At 65.1% G+C, this 24,019-nt stretch carries 20 protein-coding genes; 8 read left to right on the top strand and 12 right to left on the bottom strand.

Going from position 1 to position 24,019, the window contains the following annotated elements; translation table 11 throughout:
* Positions 1-19: 19 nt before the first annotated feature.
* From ACOI1H_RS11425 to ACOI1H_RS11415, 3 genes are read right to left on the bottom strand one after another with little or no spacing between them, the layout of a single operon-like run.
* The gene (locus ACOI1H_RS11425) at positions 20-832 is read right to left on the bottom strand and encodes a class II fructose-bisphosphate aldolase (RefSeq protein WP_422437557.1); all 813 of its coding nucleotides are present in this window, start codon (positions 830-832) and stop codon (positions 20-22) included.
* The gene (locus tag ACOI1H_RS11420) at positions 829-1,671 is read right to left on the bottom strand and encodes a 5-deoxy-glucuronate isomerase (RefSeq protein ID WP_422437555.1); all 843 of its coding nucleotides are present in this window, start codon (positions 1,669-1,671) and stop codon (positions 829-831) included. The genes ACOI1H_RS11425 and ACOI1H_RS11420 overlap by 4 nt, the downstream gene beginning before the upstream one ends.
* Positions 1,672-2,637: a PfkB family carbohydrate kinase gene (locus ACOI1H_RS11415; protein WP_422437554.1), complete on the bottom strand. Its 966-nt coding sequence runs from the start codon at positions 2,635-2,637 to the stop codon at positions 1,672-1,674. It abuts the gene before it with no gap.
* 196 nt (positions 2,638-2,833) lie between these two features.
* Between ACOI1H_RS11415 and ACOI1H_RS11410 the strand changes: the two genes are divergently transcribed.
* The gene (locus tag ACOI1H_RS11410; RefSeq protein WP_422437585.1) at positions 2,834-3,937 is read left to right on the top strand and encodes a Gfo/Idh/MocA family protein; all 1,104 of its coding nucleotides are present in this window, start codon (positions 2,834-2,836) and stop codon (positions 3,935-3,937) included.
* A gap of 10 nt (positions 3,938-3,947) precedes the next feature.
* Positions 3,948-5,114 (top strand): Gfo/Idh/MocA family protein, encoded by a 1,167-nt coding sequence (locus tag ACOI1H_RS11405; RefSeq protein ID WP_422437552.1) that lies wholly within the window; start codon positions 3,948-3,950, stop codon positions 5,112-5,114.
* A 186-nt stretch (positions 5,115-5,300) separates the two neighbouring features.
* Here ACOI1H_RS11405 and ACOI1H_RS11400 read toward each other — a convergent pair whose 3' ends face one another.
* The 7 genes from ACOI1H_RS11400 to ACOI1H_RS11370 all read right to left on the bottom strand — a co-directional run bounded on the left by ACOI1H_RS11400 (position 5,301) and on the right by ACOI1H_RS11370 (position 12,375).
* Complete coding sequence (locus ACOI1H_RS11400) at positions 5,301-6,680, bottom strand: FGGY-family carbohydrate kinase (protein WP_422437550.1); 1,380 nt, start codon at positions 6,678-6,680, stop codon at positions 5,301-5,303.
* Positions 6,677-6,994, bottom strand: coding sequence for an L-rhamnose mutarotase (rhaM, locus tag ACOI1H_RS11395; RefSeq protein ID WP_422437548.1), 318 nt, complete (start codon positions 6,992-6,994; stop codon positions 6,677-6,679). Before rhaM ends, ACOI1H_RS11400 begins: the two co-directional genes overlap by 4 nt.
* The gene (locus tag ACOI1H_RS11390; protein WP_422437546.1) at positions 6,991-7,980 is read right to left on the bottom strand and encodes an ABC transporter permease; all 990 of its coding nucleotides are present in this window, start codon (positions 7,978-7,980) and stop codon (positions 6,991-6,993) included. Before ACOI1H_RS11390 ends, rhaM begins: the two co-directional genes overlap by 4 nt.
* Complete coding sequence (locus tag ACOI1H_RS11385) at positions 7,977-8,960, bottom strand: ABC transporter permease (RefSeq protein ID WP_422437544.1); 984 nt, start codon at positions 8,958-8,960, stop codon at positions 7,977-7,979. Before ACOI1H_RS11385 ends, ACOI1H_RS11390 begins: the two co-directional genes overlap by 4 nt.
* Positions 8,960-10,462 (bottom strand): sugar ABC transporter ATP-binding protein, encoded by a 1,503-nt coding sequence (locus ACOI1H_RS11380; RefSeq protein ID WP_422437543.1) that lies wholly within the window; start codon positions 10,460-10,462, stop codon positions 8,960-8,962. The genes ACOI1H_RS11385 and ACOI1H_RS11380 overlap by 1 nt, the downstream gene beginning before the upstream one ends.
* A gap of 72 nt (positions 10,463-10,534) precedes the next feature.
* Positions 10,535-11,530 (bottom strand): rhamnose ABC transporter substrate-binding protein, encoded by a 996-nt coding sequence (rhaS, locus tag ACOI1H_RS11375; protein WP_422437542.1) that lies wholly within the window; start codon positions 11,528-11,530, stop codon positions 10,535-10,537.
* 41 nt (positions 11,531-11,571) lie between these two features.
* Positions 11,572-12,375: a DeoR/GlpR family DNA-binding transcription regulator gene (locus tag ACOI1H_RS11370; protein WP_422437540.1), complete on the bottom strand. Its 804-nt coding sequence runs from the start codon at positions 12,373-12,375 to the stop codon at positions 11,572-11,574.
* A 189-nt stretch (positions 12,376-12,564) separates the two neighbouring features.
* On the opposite strand from ACOI1H_RS11370, the gene ACOI1H_RS11365 reads away from it, so the two are divergent.
* A complete protein-coding gene (locus ACOI1H_RS11365) occupies positions 12,565-14,667 on the top strand; it encodes a bifunctional rhamnulose-1-phosphate aldolase/short-chain dehydrogenase (RefSeq protein ID WP_422437539.1) in 2,103 nt (700 codons plus the stop codon).
* A gap of 22 nt (positions 14,668-14,689) precedes the next feature.
* Positions 14,690-15,964 carry an L-rhamnose catabolism isomerase gene (gene rhaI / locus ACOI1H_RS11360; protein WP_422437538.1) on the top strand — a complete coding sequence of 425 codons (1,275 nt, stop codon included), beginning with the start codon at positions 14,690-14,692 and terminating at the stop codon, positions 15,962-15,964.
* 29 nt (positions 15,965-15,993) lie between these two features.
* Here rhaI and ligD read toward each other — a convergent pair whose 3' ends face one another.
* Together ligD and ACOI1H_RS11350 are read right to left on the bottom strand one after the other, a co-directional pair.
* Positions 15,994-18,477, bottom strand: a complete 2,484-nt coding sequence (ligD, locus tag ACOI1H_RS11355; RefSeq protein WP_422437537.1) for a DNA ligase D — start codon at positions 18,475-18,477, stop codon at positions 15,994-15,996.
* 1 nt (position 18,478) lies between these two features.
* A complete protein-coding gene (locus tag ACOI1H_RS11350; RefSeq protein ID WP_422437535.1) occupies positions 18,479-19,315 on the bottom strand; it encodes a Ku protein in 837 nt (278 codons plus the stop codon).
* A 231-nt stretch (positions 19,316-19,546) separates the two neighbouring features.
* Here ACOI1H_RS11350 and ACOI1H_RS11345 point away from each other — a divergent pair, with 231 nt between their 5' ends.
* The 4 genes from ACOI1H_RS11345 to ACOI1H_RS11330 all read left to right on the top strand — a co-directional run bounded on the left by ACOI1H_RS11345 (position 19,547) and on the right by ACOI1H_RS11330 (position 23,892).
* Complete coding sequence (locus ACOI1H_RS11345) at positions 19,547-20,284, top strand: Crp/Fnr family transcriptional regulator (RefSeq protein ID WP_422437534.1); 738 nt, start codon at positions 19,547-19,549, stop codon at positions 20,282-20,284.
* Positions 20,285-20,468: 184 nt separating this feature from the next.
* On the top strand, positions 20,469-21,923 hold the full coding sequence (locus tag ACOI1H_RS11340; protein ID WP_422437533.1) for a glycosyltransferase family 2 protein: 1,455 nt from the start codon (positions 20,469-20,471) through the stop codon (positions 21,921-21,923).
* A gap of 2 nt (positions 21,924-21,925) precedes the next feature.
* Positions 21,926-22,885 (top strand): glycosyltransferase family 2 protein, encoded by a 960-nt coding sequence (locus ACOI1H_RS11335; protein ID WP_422437531.1) that lies wholly within the window; start codon positions 21,926-21,928, stop codon positions 22,883-22,885.
* Positions 22,882-23,892 carry a glycosyltransferase gene (locus ACOI1H_RS11330; RefSeq protein ID WP_422437529.1) on the top strand — a complete coding sequence of 337 codons (1,011 nt, stop codon included), beginning with the start codon at positions 22,882-22,884 and terminating at the stop codon, positions 23,890-23,892. Before ACOI1H_RS11335 ends, ACOI1H_RS11330 begins: the two co-directional genes overlap by 4 nt.
* Positions 23,893-24,019 lie beyond the last annotated feature (127 nt).

The following is a 24,019-nucleotide window of genomic DNA, read 5'->3' as shown; positions in this document are numbered from 1 at the left end:
GGCGTTTGCGACAGGTCCGTTACCGCAGGCTCGCGATGACCCGTGCAGCGGCCAGCGCCAAAGGCGTTTCGGTCGCGCGCAGGATGGCAATGCGGTCAAAGAGCGTCGCATCCGCGTTCAGCGTGTCGCGCAGTGCAGTCCCCCAGACCTGACGCATCTCTGTGCCGATGTTGAACTTTGCGACGGCACCGGCGCGGGCCAGTGCGCTGCGCTGATCCGCCGGCACGCCCGATCCGCCATGGATCACCAACGGCGTGGTCGTCACTGCACGGATCGCGGCGATCAGGTCTTCATCCAGCGGCACCGCGTCGGCTTGCACCAGATGCACGTTGCCGACGGACACCGCCATCGCATCGACGCCGGTGCGGTCCGCGAATTGCGCTGCCTCTGCAGGATCGGTGCCACGCCCAGCAGCACCGGCAGCATAGCCGACAAACCCGATCTCGCCTTCGCAGCTGACGCTCATTGCGTGGGCCAGTGTGGCGATCCGCGCGGTCTGCGCCGTGTTGTCGGCCAGCGGCAGAGCCGATCCATCGAACATCACGCTGGTGAATCCGGCGGCGATTGCCGCCTCACACATTGCGACGCTCTCGCCGTGGTCCAGATGCACGACGACCGGCACGGTGGCTGCATCCGCCAATGCCCCCAGCATCGCGCCCCAGACCGCCAGCGGCATGTGCGCCCGCGCGCCGGGGCCGGCCTGCAGGATGACCGGCGCCTGTTCCGCTTCGGCGGCCGCGACGTAGGCCCTGGCATCTTCCCACCCCAGACAGACAAAGCCCGCGACCGCATGCGTCGGACCTAGGACATCGGTCAGCGTCGCGCGGGTCATTTGAACTTGGCAACCATGTCCATGATCCCCGGAATCGTGTGCAGCTGGTCAGAATGGCTGGGCTGAAAGTATTGCTTCAGGCTGCGCTGCGACAACCCGCCGAGGATCGTGAAGTAATACATCTCGTATCCCGGCAGCACCGCGCAGGGATGATAGCCCTTGTCGATGCAGATCGTGGACCCGTCGACGATGTGATAGGCGTCACCCGGCTTTCCGTCCTCGCGCTGCAACATCTGCACCCCGGACCCGTGGTCGGGTTTGAACCGGAAGTTGTAGGTCTCGTCATGACGGGTCTCATCGGGCAGGCGGTCGGTGTCGTGCTTGTGGCTGGGAAAGCCGGACCAGCCGCCGGCACCCACGGTAAACAACTCCGACACCAGCAGGCGGCCGACCCGGTCGTGGTATTGCGCCCCAAGAATGTGCTTGATCTTGCGATGGGTCTTGGTCTCGTCCGACCCGTATTGCACGCAGTCAAGCTGATCGGCGCGCACAGCGAACGGCGTCAGTGTCTCGGCAAAGCGCGCGCCCGCGACGAACACCTCGGCCGCATCGGACCGGCAGGTCAGGCGGGCAGGGGTGTCGGTGGGGACATAGACCCCTTCCGGCTCTCCGCCCCAGACGTCGCCCGTGCGATGGCCGATGCCGTCGAAGGTCTGGCCCGCCACGTCCACGCTGACCGTGCCCGTGGCCGGCACGACGCAGGTTTCATAGGCACCGAGGCGATAGTCGAAAATCTGGCCACGTGTAAGTTTGACGATGTTGAAATAGGTCAGCGGCACCAGAGGGTGATTTTCGCCCACGATGGCGCGGTTCTCGTTGTCGAAAGGGGGAATGTGCATCTAGGTCTCCGGCGGATGGGAATGTGTGGACATGAAGAGGTCGAGGGCAAAGGTAGAGGGGCTTGCGGGCGCGCAGCCCACGTTCGCCACGACTATCGCGGCGGTAGCGGCCCCGCGCAGGACGGCAGCGGCCGGTTCGTGACCGGCAGAGAGTCCGGCCAGCAGACCCGCCAGAAACCCGTCACCTGCCCCTACGGGCTTTATCGCGTCAACGCGCCAGATGCCGCTGCGGTGTTCGGCACCCGGGGTCAGGGCCACGGCACCCTTTTCCCCCATCTTGTAGACGACAAGCGCGGCACCCTTGGCCACCAATCCCCGCGCCGCGTCCAATCCGCTGTCGTAAGTCCCTGCAAGCACTGCGAATTCGTCGTCGTTTCCGACCACGATATCGCACATTGCGGCCACCCGGGCCGTGATGGCGCGGGCATCATCGGTGCTGGTCCAGCTTTCGGGGCGCCAGTCGATGTCCAGCACCAGCCGCAACCCGGCATCGCGCGCCGCTTGCAAGGCCTGCAATGTCGCGCTGCGGGCGGGTTCGGATGCCAGCACCGTGCCGGTCGTCACGACGACGGCCCATGCGGACCAGTCCACCCCGGCCACATCATGGTCTGAGAATGCCAGATCGGCCGCCCCGTTGCGATAAAGCACCCGCCCCATCTCCATCCGGGTTTCCACGATGGCAAGGGAATTGCGGCTCGCCCCCGACACAGCGCGCATGTGGCGGCGGTCGATCCCGTAGGCGTCAAGCTGTGCCGCGATGAAAGCACCCACATCGTCGTCAGCGTAACACCCCAGCAGGCCGACGCGGACACCCTGACGCGCCAGACCGGCGGCAATATTGGCGGCGGACCCGCCCAGGGCCGTCGTGAAGCGGTCAGCCTGCGCAATGCGCGCGCCGGGCGGATCGGCATAGAGGTCCATGCCCGCGCGACCGATGACAAGGACAGGGCCTGCAGGCCAATCCATGATACGCATCCTACGTTTGCTGTTCCGCCGACAGGATGTGCGCCCGCCACCGCACCGGCAAGGGATTTGAGGTCTTTTGCCATCCAGCCGATAGCTTTCTTTCATGCCCGATAGATTCCACGCAGCGCTTGCGATTTTCGTGGCAAGCGGGCGTGCCGATGCCTACCGTCGATCTGGGGACAGGGGGGCGCAATTTATGGCCGAGATCGGCGTGGGATTGATCGGCGGCGGCTACATGGGCAAGGCCCATGCGGTCGCGCTTTCTGCCGTGGGGGCCGTGTTCAACACGGCGTTGCGGCCCCGGCTGGAGCTGATCTGTGCCACCTCTGCCACCAGTGCGGAACGCTACAGGGCCGCGTATGGATTTGCGCGGGCCATCGACAGCTGGCGCGACGTCGTGGCCGACCCGAAGGTCGGTGCGATCTGGATCGCATCGCCACAGGCCACCCACCGGGATATCGCCCTTGCGGCCTTTGCCGCAGGCAAGCCCGTCTTCTGCGAAAAGCCCTTGGGGGCGTCGATCACGGATGCCCGCGCGATGGTGAAGGCCGCTGCCGACCGCGCCTGTGCCAACATGATCGGCTTCAATTATGCCCGCACGCCGGCGACCCAATACGCGCGTCGGCTGATCGCGGACGGCGCGCTGGGCCGCATCGTCTGGTTCCGCGGGGAACACACAGAGGATTTCGACGCCGATCCCGCCACCCCTGCCACCTTGCGCAGTCATGGCCGCGCCAACGGCACCGTGGGCGATCTGTCGCCGCACCTCGTGAACATGGCGCTGGCGCTGATGGGACCGATTGCCAGACTGACCGCCGATCTGGAAACCGTCCATGCGGACAGGCCGGGCGGGGCGGTGACGAACGACGATCAGGTCCATGCCCTCGTGCGGTTCGCCAGCGGCGTCATGGGCCATCTGTTTGCCAGTCGTGTGCAGACCGGGCGCAAGATGGGCTACGCCTATGAGGTGACGGGAACGAAGGGTGCGATCCGCTTCGATCAGGAAGATCAGAATGCGCTTTGGCTCTATCTGGCCGAAGGACCCGCGGCGCAGCGCGGCTTTCGCAAGATCCTGACCGGCCCAGCCCACCCGGACTACGAACCTTTTTGCCAGGGACCGGGGCACGGCACGGGCTATCAGGATCAGATCATCATCGAAGCGCGGGATTTCCTGCAGGCCATCCATACGGGCCAGCCCGTCTGGCCCACCTTTGCCGACGGTCTGGCCGTGGCCGAGGTAACCGAGGCTTTTTTCAACGCAGCCGAGACGGGCCAGTGGGTCACGGTCGGCGATACCTAGGGAATCGATCATGGGAAAACTGAACTGGGGTCTGATCGGTGGCGGCGAAGGCAGCCAGATCGGCCCGGCGCATCGACTTGGTGCGCGTCTGGACGGTCTGTTCGACCTTGTCGCCGGGGCGCTGGATCATCGTCCCGACGCGGGCCGCGCCTATGGCCAGACGTTGGGGCTGGACCCTGACCGCGCGTATGGCAGTTGGCAGGACATGCTGGCGCATGAGCGCGACCGCGTTGACGGGCGCCTTGATCTGGTGACAATCGCCACGCCCAACGCGAGCCATTACGAGATCACCAAGGCGTTCCTGACGGCAGGCTTCGACGTTCTGTGCGAAAAGCCGATGACCATGACCGTCGCGGAAGGCGAGGACATCGCCGCCACCTCTCGTGACACCGGCCGCATCTGCGCCGTGAACTACGGCTATTCCGGCTACAGCCTCGTGCGGCACATGCGGGCGATGGTGGCGCGAGGCGATCTGGGCCGCGTCCGCGTCGTGGTCGCCGAATTTGCCCATGGGCACCATGCGGACGCCGCCGACGCCGACAATCCGCGTGTGCGCTGGCGGTACGACCCGGCACAGGCAGGCGTCTCGGCGCAGTTCGCCGACTGCGGCATCCATGCGTTGCACATGGCAAGCTTCGTCACGGGCAAGAATGTGACGAAGCTCTCGGCAGATATCGCCTCCACCATCCCGTCCCGGCAACTGGAAGACGACGCCATGGTCAACTTCCGCATGGACGGCGGCGCCGTGGGACGGCTGTGGACGTCCTCCGTGGCGGTCGGGCGGATGCACGGGCTGACCCTGCAGGTGTTCGGCGAAAAGGGCGGCATGCGCTGGTCGCAGGAACAGCCGAACCAGCTGTTCTGGACGCCCACCGGTGGCCGCGTGCAGGTCATCGAACGCGGAGAGGCAGGCCTGTCGCCAGAGGCCGACGCCGCCAGCCGCGTCACGATCGGCCACGCCGAAGGCATGCCACTGGCCTTTGCAAACATCTATGCCGATCTGGCGGCCACGATCCGCGCGCGACAGACGGGGCAGGGCGCGCCCGCCGGCACCGGTCTGTTCCCTGTGGCCGAAGACGGCTTGCGATCCATGGCCGCCGTTCACGCCGTCGCGGCATCGGGTGCTGCGCAGGGTGTCTGGGTCGACGCGCGGCCACCTTCGTTGCGCGAAACCTGAGACCACAACCGTTCGCTTCCGCGCGAACTTCGCAGCGTCGTCCGACATGTCCGTTGCCTGCTGACGGGCAAGCGGATCAAGGGTGACGCCCACAAGGCCGTCCCGGCCAGCGACCTGATTGGTAGTGCCGGCGCGAGACATTGGAAATGGAAGGTACAAATTCCAGTTTCATGGTGCTTCCGCCAATCAAGCGTCGCTGTGCCGCGTCGTTCTCTGCCACTGGGCAGCGTATTCGGCCCAGGCTGTGCCGGGTGGGGTGACGATCGCTTGCGGGGCGGGGTGAGGAGCGCGGCCGTCAGAGAGCAGCAGCGCTGCTCCTAGGCTCGTCCCGGTGCTGGACGCCGTCGCGATGACGTCTCGGCCTGACGCAGCAGCCAGCATGGTCAGAAACGCCGTGTTGCGCGAAAACGCGCCTTCGACCACCGTGGGCCCGCGCGCGCCGATCAGCGACAGGCAGGTCTGCGTCATCAACGCCAGATGAAATCCGACCGCCGCCGCCCGCAGGCCAGTTCCTTCTGCCGGTTCGTCGTTGATCCAGCGTGCCCCAGCGTGCGGAAACGGGCCCGAACCCGCGACGACCGAGGGCAGCAGCATGATCCTGCGGGCAACGACCGCCTCCATCTCTGCGAGGCTCGGGTCGACGTGCCGGCCTGCCGTAAGTAGATCGTAACTGCGGCCGCCCATGAACCGTGCCGACCGGACGGCTTGACCCGTTGCTGCGACGTTCATCAGCGTGTCGCGCGCCGCATCCAGCTTCACATCCGCGCCGCCGACCGCCAGGGCGATGACCCAGGTCCCGGTCGAGACGACGGCAAAGGGGGCTTCTCGGCGGATCAGATGCGGAAAAAGCGAGGCATTCGAATCGTGAATGCCGCAGGCGACCGACGTCTTGGCGGGCAATCCGGTGCGCGCCGCGACGGCGGGCGTCAATTTGCCGAGGCGGTCCATCGGGTGACGCGGCGGCGCAAGCTTGCCACGGATCCCGAGTGTCGCGACAAGGGGCGAGACGGTGCCGCTGTCCGGACACCACAGGTCCGTGTGGCAGCCCAGAGAGGTCACATCCGTCGCCAGCGCGCCCGTCAGGCGAAAGCCCCAGTATTGCGGGTAGGTCACGATGCTCGCGGTCCGCGCCAGCAGCGACGGATCGCGATCGAACAGCCAGTGGAGTTGCGCGCCAAGGTTTAGCCCGCCCGGCAGGCGCGGCGACCCGGTCATCGCGAAATCTGGCCGGATCGCATCATAGGCCGCGGCCACCTTGTCCGGGCCGTCGTGTTCGTAATCCAGCACAGGGGCGGCAAGGTCACCGTCAGCGTCCAGCAGCACGGCGCAGGCCCCGTGGGTCGTCACCGAGATCGCATCGACACCGTGGTCCGCGTGGAATCCGGCCAGTGCGTCGAGGATGAAATTCCAATGCCCTTCCACATCGAAATGTGGATAGGGCGGGCCGGCGCGCGGGGTGTTGGCGCGGGTGACGACGGCAATCTCGGCTTCGGTTGCAAGGTCCACAAGGGCAAGCTTTGCGTTGGTCTTGCCGATATCGATGACGGCGACATGGCGCGGCGTCATGGCAGGTGAAAGACGGTCTGCAGGTCTGTGACCTTGGGCGAATTGTCGGGGTTCACCTCCATCAGGTCGGCCATCCAGTCCCACCAGCGTTGCATCACCTCCGTCTGTGGCAGCGCGTCCATGCCGAGATCGTCCGTCCGCCACAGCACGCCGAACAAGACGTTGGTCGCGGGGTCGAGGTGGATCGAATAGTCGCTGACGCCTGCCGCGTGCAGCAACGCCACCAGCTCTGGCCAGATCGCGTCGTGGCGTGCCTTGTAGTCCGCCGCGCAACCCGGCTTCAATCGCATGGCAAAGGCGTGCTTCTCGCTCATCTGCGGATCATCGCGAACAGGCGGGGCAGGGCGATGACGCCGATCAGTAGCGCGCCGATGAAGATCGACATGACGATCCCCGGCACGTTCAGCAGGCCCAGACCGAAAGTGACGAGGCCCATGACGAAAGCCGCAATGACGACGCCGGGAATGGTGCCGGACCCGCCAAGGATGCTGACCCCGCCCAGCACCACCATCGTCACGATCTCAAGCTCCATCCCCAGTCCAATGCTGGGCCGGGTGGAGCCCAGGCGCGAGGTCAGGCAGACGGCGGCGAGGCCGGACATGAAGCCGGTCAGCAGGAACAGGATGAACTTGACCCGCGGCACGCGGATGCCGCTGAACAGCGCCGCCGTCGGATTGTTGCCGATGGCTTGGACCGCGCGGCCAAAGTTGGTGCGGTGCAGAAGCACGCCGAAACCGATGGCCAGCAAGGCGAAGATCACGATCTCGACCGTGAAGACCCACCAGACGTAGCCCTGTCCGAACCAGGCAAAGCTGGCCGGGTAGCCGTTGTAGGCTCCGTCCCCCAGCACGATGAAGCTGATACCGCGAAACAAGCTCATCGTGCCGATGGTGACGACGATGGACGGCAAGGCAAGCCGTGTGACCAGCAGGCCGTTGAACGCGCCGCACAGCAGGCCGGTGCCAAGTCCGATCGACACCAGTCCCGGCGTGCCGGTGCCGAACTGCACGGCCCAGCCCATCGCCGTGGACGCAAGCGCGATGATGCCCGCGACTGACAGATCGATCTCTCCCGCGATGATCAGCAGCGCCATCGCGAAGGCGATCATCGCCTTTTCTGTGAAGTTGAAGGTCGCGTCCGACAGGTTCCAGACGTTCAGGAAATAGGGCGAGGCGAGGGCATTGAAGATGAAGATCGCCACGGCGACGGCCAGCAGCAACACCTCCCAGCTTCGGATCAGGCGCTGCCGCTGCGTCGTCAGGCGGTCGGGCAGGTGGCGGATCAGGGGGGTGTCAGTCATGTGGTGGCCTCTGCCTTGCGCAGGATCAGGCGGCCCTTGGGGCGGCTCGACCTTGCATTGAGCGTGACGGCGATGATGATCGCGGCCCCGGAAATCGCCATTTGCCAGAAGGGAGAGATATTCACGACGGGCAGCGCGTTCTTGATGATGCCAAGGAACAGCGCGCCCAGCACCGCGCCGCCCACCGACCCGATCCCGCCCGCGATCGAGATTCCGCCGATGACACAGGCGGCGATCACGTCCAGCTCGAACCCGGCGGCGATGTCGACATAGGCCACGGCATAGCGTGCGACCCAAAGGTAGCCAGTCAGCCCGGCAAGTGCGCCCGACAACACGAAGGCCATGAACTGCGTGCGGCCCACGTCGATGCCGGTATAGACGGCGGCGTGCGGGTTACCGCCCACGGCAAAGAACGATCGCCCCAGCGGCATGCGTCCGATCAGCAGGGCAAAGCCTGCGATCATCAGGATCGCCAGCCAGGACAGCACCGGCAACCCGAGGATGTCGGCGCGGGGCAGGGCCTTGAAAGGAGCTGTCATCTCGTGCGCGTTGATCCATTTGCCGTCGGAGATCAGGAAGATGAGGCCGCGAAAGATCGTCAGGGTGCCCAGCGTCACGACGATGGGCGGGATGCCGACCTTCCACACGAGGATGCCGTTGAAAGCGCCGAGCACTGCGCCAAGCGCCGTTACGGCGGCAATGATGACGACCACCGGCAACCCTGGCACCGCGACGTTCAGCAAGGCCGCGACCATGCCGCAAAGCGCAAGGTTGGCCGCGACCGACAGGTCGATGCAGCGCGTCAGGATCACGACCATCTGCCCCAAGGCGAGGATGATCAGCGGGGCCGTGTCGTTGAACACCGCCGCAAGATTGCGTGGCGCCACGAAGGCGGGAAAGCGCGACGCGATCAGCGCCAGCAACAGCAACAGCGCGCCGGTCAGAATCGCTTCTCTCGATTTCAGGAAAGTGACAAGCATCAGGCCGCCCGCCCGATCCCGGCGGCGTGCCGGACCAGTGTTTCGGGGGTCAGATCGTCGCCTGTCAGTTCCGCGACCATGCGTCCCTCGCGCATGACGATGACGCGGTCGGACATGCCCAGCACTTCTGGGATTTCAGAGCTGACCATGATCACGCTCAGCCCCGCCGCCGCAAGTTCCGTCATGAAGCTGTGGACGGCCGCCTTGGACCCTATGTCGATGCCCTTGGTCGGCTCGTCCAGGATGATGACACGCGGCTGGGTCGCCAGCCATTTCGCGATCACGACCTTCTGCTGGTTGCCGCCCGACAGGTTGCCCACATCCTGATCGAGGCTGGCGGCCCGCAGGTCTAGCCGTTCGGTATACTCCCGTGCCAGCGCGAATTCCTGGGCCATCCGCAGAAAGCCGTGGCGCGATGTTTTGCGTAGCGACGGCAGCGTGACGTTCTGAAAGATCGGCATGGCGGTGATGGCCCCCTGCCTGCCGCGATCCTCTGGCACATAGACGATGCCCGCCGCGATGGCGTCGGCGGGAGATCGGATGACGGTGATCCTGTCGTCGATCCGGCATACGCCCTTGGACGGCGTGGTTATGCCGAACAGCGCCTGCATCAGTTCCGACCGGCCCGCGCCGACAAGGCCGTAAAAGCCGAGGATTTCACCCTGACGCAGGCTGAAGGTGATGTCGGCGAATTCGGTCGGGTGGCAATAGCCCACGATCTTCAGTAATTCATCGCCCGGCGTGTGGGTGCGGGGCGGAAAGATCTGATCGACCGACCGGCCGACCATCATCTGCACCAAAGCGTCCTGATCGACGTCGGCAATCATGCCGTCGCCCACGAATTGCCCGTCGCGGAACACGGTGTAGCGGTCGGAGATGCGAAAGATCTCGTCGAACTTGTGGCTGATGAACAGGATCGCCTTGCCTTCGGCCTTCAGGTGTTCGACCAGCCTGTAAAGCTCCTCGATCTCCTTCTGGCTCAGCGCAGCGGTCGGCTCGTCCATGATGACGACCCGCGCGTCGATGGACAGCGCGCGGGCGATGGCGACAAGGTGCTTCGATGCGATCCCGAGGTCGCGCAGCCTGGCTGCCGGATCAAGCCGCGCGCCGATGCCGTCCAGCAATGCCTTGGCCTCGCGCTGGCTGCGGGCGACATCGATCAGGCCGAACCGCGTGCGCGGCGCATGCCCGATGAAGATGTTCTCGGCGACCGTCAGCTCGTCGAACAGCACCGTTTCCTGATGAATCGCCGTGATACCTGCATGGGCGGCGTCATGCGCCGTGGTGAATTGCACAGGCTGCCCGTCCAGCAGGATCTGCCCGCCGTCGGGCCGATAGATGCCAGTCAGCGTCTTGACGACCGTAGATTTGCCTGCGCCGTTCTCGCCGATCAGCGCCGTGACCTGACCGGGGTAAAGCGCCAGCCGCACCTTGTCCAAGGCCACGACACCGGGAAAGGTCTTGGTGATGCCGTCAAGGGCAAGGACGGGAACATCGGACATGAGGGGGGCTTTCGGTCGGAAAGGTGGCCCCGGCGATGCGCGCCGGGGCCGGTCTTGGGACGGAGGCAAGGATCAGAAGATCGACTTGAACTCTTCGATGTTGGTGGCGTCATAAACGAACGGATCGGCCATCGCGCCTTCGTTGTTGTCGTCCAGCGTCAGGCTGCCCATGCGGCCCATCGGGATTTCCACACCGGGTGCAGCCTCGATATCCGTCGTGGCCAACTGGAAGGCCAGCATCGTGGCGGAATAGCCAAGGTCGATCGGGTTCCAGATCGCGAAGGACTGGGACGCGCCGGATTCGATGGCCCCGGCCATCTCCGACGGCAGACCCAGACCGGTCACGTTGACCTGCCCGACCTTGCCCGCGTCCACGACCGCCTGTGCTGCGGCGACGATGCCCACAGAGGTCGGCGCGATGATCGCCTTGAGGTCGGGGTAGGTCTGCATCAGACCCGTCGCCTCGCGGTAGGACTTGTCGGCCAGATCGTCGCCATAGACGGTGCCGACGACGTTGATGCCCGGATAGTCCGGCAGCACCTTGGTCATTTCCTCGATCCAGGTGTTCTGGTTGGTCGAGGTTGTGGTGGCGGACAGAACCGCCACGTCACCGCCGTCGGGCAAATGATCGGCAGCCAGCTTGATGATCATGTTGCCGATCAGCGGGTTGGACGAGGGGTTCAGGTGCATCTCGCGGCCTTCGGGGGCGACACCGGAATCCCAGCTGATGACCGTGATGCCGCGGTCCATCGCCTTCTTCAGGGCCGGGACCAGCGCATCGGTATCGTTGGCGGAAATCGCGATGGCGTCGACGTTCTGGGCGATCAGGCTGTTGATGACCTCGATCTGGCCTTCGGCCGTGGTGTCGGTCGGGCCGGTATAGATCACCTCGACGTTGCCCAGTTCGGCGGCAGCCTCTTCGGCCCCCTTGGCTGCGGCTTCGAAAAAGCCGATGCCAAGCGCCTTGACCACCAGCGCGATGCGGACGTTGTCCTGCGCCATGGCCGGGCTGGCGATCAGGGCAGCCGCCAGGGCGGTCCCCGAAATCAAAGTCTTGATAATACGCATGTCATCCTCCCAGATATTGCGTGACGGGCCTGCGCCCGGGTTCAGGTCGCCGTGGCCTGCGCAGCGGCAGACCCCGGTGTCGTGACGATCAGCGTGACGTCCGCCGCCTCCAGCATGGCGGCGTCACGGTCGGTGATCCGGTCATCGGTGATGACCGTGTCGATGCGGGCCAGCGGGCACAGCAACAGGCTGGACCGGTTTGCGAACTTGGAGCTGTCGACCAGGACGATCAATTCGTCGGCCTGACCGATCAGCTTCTGTTCAGCCTGGATCAGCAGGGGGTCCGCCTCCATCAGACCCAGCGGGCCAAGGCCCTGCGCGCCCATGAACATGCGACGGGCATAGAAGTTGCGGGTCACGTCGTTGTCGAAAGGCGACAGGATGATGTTCTGTTCGCGGTAGATCGCACCCCCCGACAGCATGATCGTGTTGCGCGAGTGTTTCAGCAGGTGTTCCGCGATGGGAAAGCTGTTGGTGAAGACCTGCATCCGCTTGCTGGCCAGCGGATGCACCATCTGGAACGTCGTCGTGCCGCCGTTGATGATGATCGGCTCGCCGTCCTGGCACAAGTCCACCGCGGCCCGTGCGATCGCCTGCTTGGCCGCGATGTTGATCGTCTCGTTCAGCGCGAACGGACGGCCCGCCAGCCCGGTGAAGGTCTGCGGCGACATGGCCTCGGCACCGCCCCGCACACGGCGCAGTTTCTTCTGCATGTGCAGGGTGGCGATGTCGCGACGGATCGTCGCCTCGGATGCGCCGGTCAAACTGCACAGGTCGATCACGGTTACCACCGGCCGGTCCTGAATGGCTGAGAGAATGACACGGTGACGTTCTTTTTCGTGCATGGAACCCTCCTCTCGATTGGACGACAGACTGCGATGCAAACCACCATGCGTCAATCATTAATTTTCATAACCAATCACTCTGCGGTGCAGCATGATCGTTGATGATCGGTTGTGATTGACATAGTGACTCACCTGCCGCAGGTTCTGGGCCAACACGTATCGGGCCAAGAGCCCACGGGAGGGCCGATCATGACCGACAAAACCGCGCCGCAGCGTCTTGAAAACAAGTGGGATGACGGCAAGTCGGCCGGGATGACGCAGCCGGAACTGCTGCTGTATCGGTCGAACCTTCTGGGATCGGACAAGCGAATCACGAATTACGGCGGTGGCAATACCTCGGCAAAGGTCATGCAGCCCGATCCGCTGACGGGCGAGCAGGTCGAGGTCCTGTGGGTCAAAGGGTCCGGCGGCGATGTCGGGTCGATCCAGATGGACGGTTTCGCCACGCTTTACATGGACAAGCTGCGCAGCCTGAAAGGTCTGTATCGCGGGCTGGCGTTCGAGGACGAGATGGTGGGCTACCTGCCGCACGCGACCTTCAACTTGAACACCCGTGCCGCCTCCATCGACACGCCGCTGCACGCCTATGTGCCGCGCCAGCACGTCGATCACATGCACCCGGACGCGATCATCGCCATCGCCGCCAGCGTGAACAGCAAGGCGCTGACGCAAGCGATCTTCGGCGACGTCATCGGCTGGTTGCCGTGGAAGAAACCGGGGTTCGAACTCGGCCTTTGGCTGTCCGACTTCTGCGAACGGAACCCCGACGCCAAGGGGGTCGTGCTGGAAAGCCACGGGCTGTTCACTTGGGACGACGATGCCAAGGCCTGCTATCTTCTGACTCTGGACATCATCCAGAAGGCGATGGACTGGTTCGACGGACAACTGACAGGCAAACCGGCTTTCGGCGGCGTCAGGCACGACAGCTTGCCCAAGGCGGACCGCCACGCCACCGCGACCCGCCTGATGCCCGCGATCCGCGGCATGGTGTCGGGCCAGCAGCATATGGTCGGCCATTTCGACGACAGCGATGCCGTCCTCGATTTCGTGAACGCGCAGGACATGGAACGGCTGGCGGCCCTCGGCACGTCCTGCCCTGACCACTTTCTGCGCACGAAGATCCGCCCGCTGGTGGTGGATTTCAATCCGGCGCACCCTGACGTCGATGCCACGCTTGCGGGCCTGCCGGCCGCTGTCGCCGCCTACCGGGACGACTACGCAGCCTATTATGCCCGCTGCAAGCATCCCGACAGCCCGGCGCTGCGCGATCCCAACGCGGTCGTCTACCTCGTGCCGGGTGTCGGCATGATCACCTTCGCCAAGGACAAGGCGACGGCCCGCATTTCCGGCGAATTCTACGTCAACGCGATCAACGTGATGCGCGGCGCGGATGGCGTCAGCACCTATCAGGGCCTGCCCGAACAGGAAGCCTTCGACATCGAATACTGGCTGCTGGAAGAGGCGAAGCTGCAACGCATGCCGAAACCGAAGGCATTGGCGGGCCGCGTAGCGCTGGTCACCGGCGGGGCAGGCGGCATCGGGTCGGCCACGGCGCAACGCTATTTGTCCGAAGGGGCCTGCGTCATGCTGGCCGACATCGACGAAGCCGCCCTTGGCGACACGGCCAAGGTGCTGTCGGATCGCTTTGGGGCCGATGTCGTGCGGACCGTCGTGATGGACGTGACGGATGAGGATGCGGTGGCGGCGGCCTATGCCGACATGGCGGTGGCCTTCGGCGGCGTCGATATCCTTGTGTCCAATGCGGGCATCGCGTCATCCGCCCCGGTCGAGGACACGACGCTCGAGATGTGGAACCGCAACATGGCGATCCTGTCCACAGGATATTTTCTCGTCAGCCGGGAAGCGTTCAAGGTCATGCGCGTGCAGAACTTGGGCGGCGCTGTGGTTTTCGTCGCGTCCAAGAACGGGCTTGCCGCTTCGCCCAATGCCTCGGCCTATTGCACGGCCAAGGCTTCGGAAATCCACTTGGCCCGGTGTCTGGCGCTGGAAGGGGCCGAGGCCGGCATCCGCGTCAATGTCGTGAACCCCGATGCGGTCTTGCGCGGGTCGAAAATCTGGTCGGGCGAATGGCTGGACCAGCGGGCCAGCACCTATGGACGCGACAAGGACGGGCTGGAGGAGATGTATCGCCAGCGGTCCATGCTGAAACGCTCCGTCCTCCCGGAAGATATCGCCGAGGCCGCCTATTTTCTCGCTTCGGACCTGTCGTCGAAATCGACGGGCAACATCATCAACGTGGATGCGGGCAACGTGCAGGCGTTCACGCGCTGAATTTTGGGGGGAGGAGACCGCCGTGATCGATCAGGACACCATCACCGCCGCCAATGCCAGTGCCGCGGCCGATCTGCGCGCCGACTACGACAGCCTTGGCGAACGCCTTGACCGGCGCGGCGTCGACATCGATGCCATCAAGGCGAAGGTGGCCGCCTATGGTGTGGCCGTGCCAAGCTGGGGCGTGGGCACCGGCGGCACCCGATTTGCGCGCTTTCCGGGCGGCGGAGAGCCGCGCGGCATCTTCGACAAACTCGACGATTGCGGCGTGATCCATCAGCTGACCGGGGCCACGCCCTCGGTGTCGCTGCATGTCCCCTGGGACAAGGCCGACCCCGCCGACCTGATGGCCAAGGCAGATCAGGTCGGGCTGAGCTTCGATGCGATGAATTCCAACACTTTTCAGGATCAGGCAGGGCAGGCCCACAGCTACAAGTTCGGTTCGCTGTCCCACACCGACGCCGCGACGCGGGCGCAGGCGGTGGACCACAACCTCGAATGCATCGCGCTGGGGCAGGCCATCGGGTCGAAGGCGCTGACGATCTGGGTGGGCGACGGGTCGAATTTTCCGGGACAGGTGAATTTCGCGCGGCAGTTCGACCGCTATCTGGACGCGACGGCGCAGGTCTATGCGGGGCTGCCCGCCGACTGGCGGCTGTTCACCGAACACAAGATGTATGAACCGGCGTTTTATTCCACAGTGGTGCAGGACTGGGGCACCAACCTGATGATCGCGCAACACCTGGGCGACCGGGCGTTCTGCCTTGTGGACCTTGGCCACCACGCCCCCAACGTGAACATCGAGATGATCGTGTCCCGGCTTGTCCATGCGCGCAAACTGGGTGGTTTCCACTTCAATGACAGCAAGTATGGCGACGACGATCTGGATACAGGCAGCATCGACCCTTACCGGCTGTTTCTGGTCTTCAACGAGCTGGTGGATGCGGACGGCGCGCCTGGCTTCGATCCGATGCACATGCTGGACCAAAGCCACAACGTCACCGACCCGATCGAAAGCCTGATGTCCTCGGCGATGGAAGTGCAGCGCGCCTACGCGCAGGCGCTTCTGGTGGACCGTGCGGCACTGATGCAGGCACAGGACGCGAACGACGCGCTGCTGGCGCAGTCCGCACTGAAGTCGGCGTTCCGCACGGATGTAGAGCCCATTCTGGCCATGGCGCGACATGAAAAGGGCTGTGCCATCGATCCGGTCGCCGCGTTCCGGGCCTCTGGCTATCGCGCGCAGGTGACCGGGATGCGACCGGCCGCGGCACCGGGCAGCAGCGGCATCGTCTGATACACGACCGCGCCGCCCGTTTGCGGCAGTCAGGTCATCAATTTCGCAAGCTTGTCGATCGTCCCCTCGGTCAGTGACCGGGGCGCTGACAGCGCGGCAAGATAGGGGCAGGGCGCATCCAGGCGGGCCGTCGCCGCGACGATGTCGAAGGCATCGGCACCGGCCACGTCATGCAACTCCTCCCATGTGACCGGAACCGCGACCGGGCCGCCGGGGCGTGCCCGCACCGAATAGGGCGCGATGGCCGTGGACCCGCGTTCATTGCGCAGCCAGTCGATGAAGATGCGACCCTTGCGCTTTGCCTTCGACATGGTGGCGGTAAAGCGGTCCGGCTCACGCTCTGCCAGCAAATGCGCGAGCGTCTTGGAGAAAAGCTTGACCGTGTCCCAGTCCCGCGTGCGACGCAGGCAGACGCAGACGTGCACGCCCTTGCCGCCTGTCACGACGGCCACGGGGGCAAGTTCCATGTCCGTCAGCAGGTCGCGCAGATCGAAGGCGGCCCGCCGCACGTCGTCCCATCCCAACCCTTCGTCGGGGTCGAGGTCGAAGACCAGCCGGTCGGGGCGGTCCAGCCGGTCGGTGCGCGCGCCCCAGATGTGAAATTCGACCGTCCCCATCTGTGCTGCCGCGACAAAGGCTGCGGGCCGCGTCGCATCGACATATGTCGCCGGCGTCCCACTGTTGTCCGCAATCTCGATCCGGTGCAGCGCCTTGGGGAACCCCGCGCCGGCGTGTTTCTGAAAGAACCGCTCGCCGTTCAGCCCCTCGGGCAAGCGCAGCAGGGACAGGGGCCGCCGTCCGGCGATGGCCAGCAGGCGTTCGCCCGCGCGGTCGTAGTAGTGCGCAAGGTCTCCCTTGGTGATCGCGGTGCCGGGAAAGATCAGGCGGTCGGCGTTGCTGACAGCGATGCCTGCGACCGTGACCTTGTCGCTACCCGACCCGGGCGTGCGTTTTGGTGCTTCGAAGGTCACATCGGCTGCATCCTTGTCGTGCCGCTGGCCAAGATAGGCCCCGTGGCGGATGTGGCCGTCTGTCGTCAATTCCGCGAAATCGACCTCGATCACGACCTTGGGCGACACCCACTGCGCGCCTGACGCAATGTCCTGCGGTACGTCGCCAAAGGGACTGGTCTTGCGCCCCTTGAAGGCGGCGGTCAATGCGGCGAAATCGGCCTCCTTGAACCCGGTCCCCACCCGCCCGCGATAGCGCAGGCCGTCCTTAGTATGTTCGCCGACCAACAGCGACGCAAAGGGCCGGCCCTTCTTGTCCGAGGGAGAGTAGCCGCCGACCACGAACTCCTGCCGCTTCGTGCATTTCAGTTTCAGCCAGTCGGTCGTGCGCCGCCCTGCGTAGGTCGCGGCGGCGCGCTTGGCGATGATGCCCTCGGCCCCGGTCTTGCAGGCATGGGCGAGGATCTCTGCTCCGTTGCCCGCGATATGGGTGCTGATCCGCAGCGGCCCATCGTCCGCCACCCCGGCCAGCAGCTTTTCCAGTCTTGCCTTGCGATCGGTCTGCGGCAGTCCCGTCAGGTCCTTGCCATCCAGCGACAGCAGGTCGAAGGCGTAGAACACCAGTGGCTGCCCACCCTTCAGCGCGGCCTGCAAAGACGAAAAGGCGGACCCTGCGACGCGCCGGGCCATGACCTCGCCATCGATCAGGGCGGCCTTGCAGGGCAGGTCGTCGAAGGCTGTCGCAAGCGCCTTGAAGCGGTCCGTCCAGTCGTGGCCGTTGCGGGTCCACAGGCGCGGACCCCCCTTGCCGAGTGCGGCCAGACATCGGTAGCCGTCGAACTTCGTCTCGAAGATCCAACCGTCGCCGGTCGGCGCGTCGCCGACCAGGGTGGCGAGTTGCGGTTTACGAAAGGCCGGACGCTTGCCGGTCTGCACTGGTGCCGGTCTGGTTGGCGGCCGCGCCTTTGCCCCCGATGCGATTTGCGCCGTCGTCCGGCCCGTGCTGACAGAGGTGTCATGGCGTTCGGTCAGATCATCCGGGTCATCGCCGGCCATGCTGTCGCGGTGCTTGATCAGCAGCCAGTTCTCGCGCTTTTCGCCTTTGGACTTCATGCGGACCAGCGCCCAGCTTCCCCGCATCCGGTGGCCTTGCAAAGTAAAGCCCAGCTTGCCTTGCCTCAGCCCCTCTGCGGGGTCGTTTTCCGGCAGCCACAGCCCTTCGTCCCACAGCATCACCGTGCCGCCACCGTAGGCCTTGGCGGGGATCGTGCCTTCGAAGTCGCGGTAGGACAGCGGGTGATCTTCTGTGCGGACGGCCAGACGCTTTTCGCCGGGGTCGGTGCTGGGGCCGCGCGTGACGGCCCAGCTCAGCAGCACACCCTGCCATTCAAGGCGGAAATCGTAGTGGAGGCGGCGGGCGTCGTGCTTTTGCACGTTGAACCGCAACCCCTGCGCATCGGCCTGCGCCACCGTGCCGCGCGGTTCCTGCGTCAGCTCAAAGTCGCGCTTTGCATTGTAGTCGGCCAACGGGTCGGAATTTCGGCGGTCGGACGTGCGAGCCATGTCAGGACGCCTTCTTGCGTCCGCCTTTTGCGGGTGTTTTCGCCTGAGCTTTCGTGCCTTTCAGGCTTTGCTTCAGCGCGGCCATCAGGTCGACGACGTTTTCGCCATGCGGTGCCGCGTCGTCGGCGGTCGCGACGTGCTTGGTCTTCTTGTTCTTGCGCTTGGCGGCAATCAGGTCCCGCAGCGCGACCGCGTAGTGATCGGTGAAGGCGGTCGCATCGAATGGCCCGGACTTGCGGTCGATCAGAGCGGTCGCGACCTCCAGCAGGTCCTTGTCGGACGTGTCGTCCGCAATGTCATTGAACAGCGGTTCGGCGTCGCGCAGTTCGTCCGCGTAGTGCAACGTTTCCATCAGCAGGCCGTCGCCGCAGGGTTTGACGGCACCCAGATATTCCTTGCCGCGCATGGTGAACTGCCCCAGCCCGACCTTGCCCGCCGTGCGCAGTGCATCGCGGATGACGCGGTACGCATCCTGTGCCAGATCGTCGGTCGGCACGATGTAATAGGGCTTGTCAAAATAAAGCGGCGAGATTTCGCAGGCGTCCACGAATTGCACCATCTCGAATGTCTTCTTCGTCTCAAGCCGGATCGCCTCCAGCTCCTCCGGGTCGATCAGTATGAAGGAGTCTTCGCCGGTATCGTAACCCTTCACGATCTCCTTCGCATCGATGGGACCGATGCCCGCGACGGTCTTCTCATACTTCACCGGCTTGCCGCTGGGTTCGTGGATCTGTCGGAACGACGTCCGGGACGACGTCCTGGTCGCCGAATGAATTTCGACCGGGATGGATACCAGTGAAAGTCGCAACTGACCCTTCCAGAGCGCGCGCGAAGCCATGTTCCGTCCCTTGTCTGCCTGAAACCTGTGTGCAAACGCCGGTTGCGCGGGATGGTTCCGCAGGGTCAGTCCGGTGTTGTCGCCACTTGGGGGCTGCGCTGCGTGCGGCGGGAAAATCGGCGGGATCAGCCTTCGGTCTGGCCAAACCCGATATACTCACGCTACCGTCAATGACCGACCAGCCCATCGCCGGTGCGATAGGGCGCTTTGAACACGTACCAAAGGTTTGCCATGTCCACCCATTCCAGTTGCCTCGTGACAAAGCTGTCGCATTACATTGCGCTCAGCGAAGGCGACAAGGACCATCTTGCCTCACTTGAAAAGACGGAACGCGGTTTTGACGACGGTGTCGAAATCTATCAGAACGGCGATACGGCAACGGATCTTTTCGTGGTCAAGACAGGCTGGCTGTTCAGCTACACGGACCTGCCCGACGGGCGCCGCCAGATCGTCAAGATCCACCACCCCGGCGACATCATCGGCTTTCCCGACATTGCCCTGAAGCGGATCACCACGACGTTGCGCACGGCTGAAAGCGTGATCCTCTGCCCTTTTCCGAAATCGTCCCTCGACGTCATCCTGCGCGAATCTCCCCGCCTGTCGGCGCTGCTGCTGTCGATCGGTCTGCGCGATCAGGTCGTCTTCATCGACCTGCTGCGCGCGATGGGCCGGATGAAGGCGCAGGAACGCGTGGCCTACATGCTGCTCGACCTGATCGCGCGCCTGCGGATCACCAACCACAAGATGACGGACACGATTCGCCTGCCGCTCACGCAGAGCCAGATCGGCGACTATCTTGGGCTGACGAATGTCTACATCAGCCGCACCTTCATCCGGATGGAGGAAGACGGCTACATCCTGCGGCACGGCTCTGGCTTGCAGATCCTGCGCGAGGATGAACTGGCGGAGATGTCGGATTTCCGGGATCGCTATGCCGAGATGGATACTTCCTGGTTCCCGGAACGCTGATTTCCGATCCATCAATTCAGTTTGATGCCGGTAGTCGCCGCGCGTGGCATCCTTAACTGGCGCAACCGGGGGGGTGTTGGCGGCCTGTCGGATGGAACCGACCCTCGGGTTCGGCGTTTATCGCACATATTGAGACGACCTTAATTCCCTTGAAATGCTCTGTCGCCCCTTGTGGAGGATAGCGATGTTCGTCCTGCCAATCGTCGTGGCAGTATTCTGCTTGTGCGTTCTGGTCCTGCCCGGACCCGTGACGCTGCTGTGCGGCTTGCTGGTGACCCTTCAGGTCGCGGGCCTCGGCATGCGGTTCTGGTCCGCGCGCCGCGACCTGCGCATCCCCGATCAGGGCCGGATGTCACAGCGTCCGGTGTTCACGGTCCATGTCGCAACCCATAACGAGCCGCCGGCGCTGGTCACTGCGACGTTGCATGCGCTTGCGGCGCAGGACTGGCCCGCGGCGGACTACGAAGTCATCGTGATCGACAACAACACCACCGACCCGGCGCTGTGGCAGCCGGTGCGCGACGTCTGCGACGGACTGGGCGATCGCTTTCGGTTTCTGCACCGCACCGGCGTCGTGGGGGCCAAGGCCGGCGCGTTGAATATCGCGCTGTCGGTGGCCCGCCCGGACGCCACGCATGTCGTGACCGTCGATGCGGACTACAGCGTCGGCCCCCGCTTTCTGACGCAGGCCGCAATGGCGCTGGACCTGACCGGCGCGGACTATGTCCAGTTTCCGCAGGCCTATTCCGGTTGTGACGGGGTCGCGGACGGAATCGACGCGGAACTGGCGGAGTATTTCCAGACCAGCGCCCGCATGGCCGACGTGGCCGAGGCTGTGCTGCTGACCGGCACGCTTTGTGTCATCTCGGTAGAGGCCCTGCGCGCCGTCGACGGTTGGTCGGGCCGCACCATCACAGAAGACGCGGACCTTGGCGTACGGCTGTGCCGCATGGGCTTTACCGGCCGCTTCATCGGCCGGATCGTCGGTCGCGGTCTGCTGCCGTTCTCGCTGCGCGACCTTGAACGCCAGCGGCATCGCTGGGCCAGTGGCAATCTGCAGACGCTGATCGCCCATGCGCCTGCACTTCTGGCGGGGCAGGGCGGGCTGGGCTGGCGCAAGCGCGCGGCCATCGTGTCGCAATTGACGGCCTGGATCAACCTGTCCCTGCTGCCGGTGGTGGCGCTGCTGGTCGGCCTTGCCACCGGGCGCGGCGGCGACGCGCTGGTCCTGCTGGCCGGTGCCTCTGTCTGGTTGACGCTGATCGACATCGCCTCGCGATTGATGGGGCAGGGGAGACCGGTGCGGACCGGGCCTGCTATCCGCGCCGCTGCCATCTGCCACCGGATCGCACTGGCCCCCGTGGCGGCCTGCGCCACGCTCGAGGCGATGATCGGCCGGTCGCTGCCCTTTGCCGTGACCGACAAATCGGGGACCGCGAATCGCGTCGGCCACGTGCCTGCGACCAGCCTCGTGCTGTTCACGGCGGCTGCCCTGCTTCTGCCGCAGGCGTTGGCGCAGGGCTGGGTCGTGACCGGCGCTGTCGCCGCCCTGCTGCTGCCGCTGCCCGCCGCGTGGGCCACCGCCCGCACGCTGGACCGCTACCGCCTGCGCGTCACCACATCCCCTACCGGAGTCTGACCATGACCGACCTGTCCGTCGACATCATCATCCCGACCCACAACCGCGCGCACCTCATCGACACCGCCGTGCGCGCAGCGCTCGACCAGTCGTGGTGGAAGTGCCACGTCACTGTCATCGACGACGGCGGCACCGACGACACGCAGGCCCGGCTGGCTCGCCACTTCGACGATCCGCGTTTTACCTATGTCCGTCTGGCGCAGAATGTCGGCACGGCGCAGGCCAAGAACGCGGGTCTGCTTCTGACCAATGGCGACGCGGTGACGTTCCACGATTCCGACGACATTCCGCATCGTGACAAGGTCCTGCATCAGGTCCGCATCCTGTCGCAGCCCTCCATCGGCGCGCACGAATGTCTGAACTGGCGGATGGTCGGGCATGAGCCGGGGTCGGTTCTTCAGGTCGGCGCCGCTTTGGTGCAGCATGAACTGGTGTTGCCCGACGGACGGCGGGTGCCGATCCGGCGCGACCTGTCGCTGTTCGACGACGTGTTTCCCAACATGCAGATGGGCGGGCAGGTGCCGGGCGAATGGACACACATCAACTCGGGCCTGTTCCGGCAGGAACTTCTGGCCCGCAACGGGGGCTTTGCCCCCTGCATCGAAGAGGATCGCGAATTCCGCAACCGCCTGATGTTCAATGGAGAGATCATCTGGATCGTGCAGGAACTGCTGCTGACCAAAATCGAGACATCCGACAGCCTGACCCAGTCGCAGGACACCGACTACGACAGTTCGCGGCGCAAGACCGATCGCGCGATGGTCTGGGACAAGGTGCGCCAGTGGCGGACGGAAGGGCGGGTCGATCCGGTCCCGGTGGACCTGCCGGACCTCGATCTGGCCTTCGTCAGCAACCCGGCGCATCTGGCGGCGCGCGACATGCCGATGACCGACGCCACCCGTGACGCTGTGGGACGCGCGCTGTCAAAAGGGGGTGCTGCACGCGCCGTGGCCGCGGAATGATCGCGCTCGTCGATCCCTGCTGCGCGCGCGGCTATGCGCCTGACGCGCTGCTGGCCGGCGGGCTGGGCGGCACCGAGGCGACGGTCTTAAGGGTCACGACCGCCCTGTCCCGCGATATCGCCGTCGTGCATTTCCAGCGCGGACGGACTTTTGCAGAGGACACCGCCGCTGGCTGGATGCGGCCGTTAGAGGACGCCTTTGCGCCCGGCGTCGCCCCGACCATTGTCGTCATCAACGCCTGGAAAGTGGCCTGCAAGCTGCGCAAGGCGCACCCTGACGCGCGCATCGTTCTTTGGCTGCATATTCACCCCGGTCGCCACAATCGACCGATGGCGCAGGCGCTGGCGGACGCGGGGGTCGAGGTCGTCTGCGTCTCGGCCAGTCACGCGACATCGCTGCGCCGTTTTCTGTCCGATGGGCCGGCGCTTGCGATCAGCCACATCCACAACCCGATTGCACGGGGACTGGCCCCTGACGGCACGCCGCACGATCCCGACCGCCTGCTGTTCGCCAGTTCACCGCACAAGGGGCTGTCGCAGGTCTTTGCGCGCTTCCGCGCCGCGCGGGCGGCGATCCCGACGTTGACCCTTGCGGTCGCGGACCCTGGCTATCTGGCGTGGGACACCGGCCCGGTGCCGGACGGCGTCACCTTTCTTGGCGCGCTGCCGCACGGCGCGTTGATCGCGCAGATGCGCCGGGCGCTGTGCCTGTTCTACCCGCAGACGCATTTCTCCGAAACATTCGGCCTGGTCATGGCCGAGACGCAGGCCGTCGGCCTGCCGGTGCTGGCCCACGACGCCATCGGCGCGAATGCAGAGGTCGTGAGCAGCCCCGGTCAGTTGCTGGATGCCTCTGACGACGCCGCGATTCTGGCGCGGTTGACCGCTTGGCGCACGAACAGACCGACCGTGACGGGCAATCCTGCCTTCACGCTGGATGCCGTCAGCGACCGCTGGCGCGACCTGCTGCACGCGCCTCGCGCCGTAGCGATGGAAAGGGTGGCCTGAATGCGGGTGGCACATGACGCCTTGGCGCAATCCTCGGACACGGTGACAGCTGTCGCGGCCGATCCCGCGCGGATCGCCCGGATGCTGGACGGCTCTGCCGCGGCAGAGGAGGCGGGGACCGCCAACA

The sequence above is a fragment of the Loktanella sp. DJP18 genome (assembly GCF_049310965.1).
Lineage (GTDB): Bacteria > Pseudomonadota > Alphaproteobacteria > Rhodobacterales > Rhodobacteraceae > Loktanella.
The sequence above is the reverse complement of the archived record's forward strand: the minus strand, read 5'-3'. Positions and strand labels throughout refer to the sequence as shown.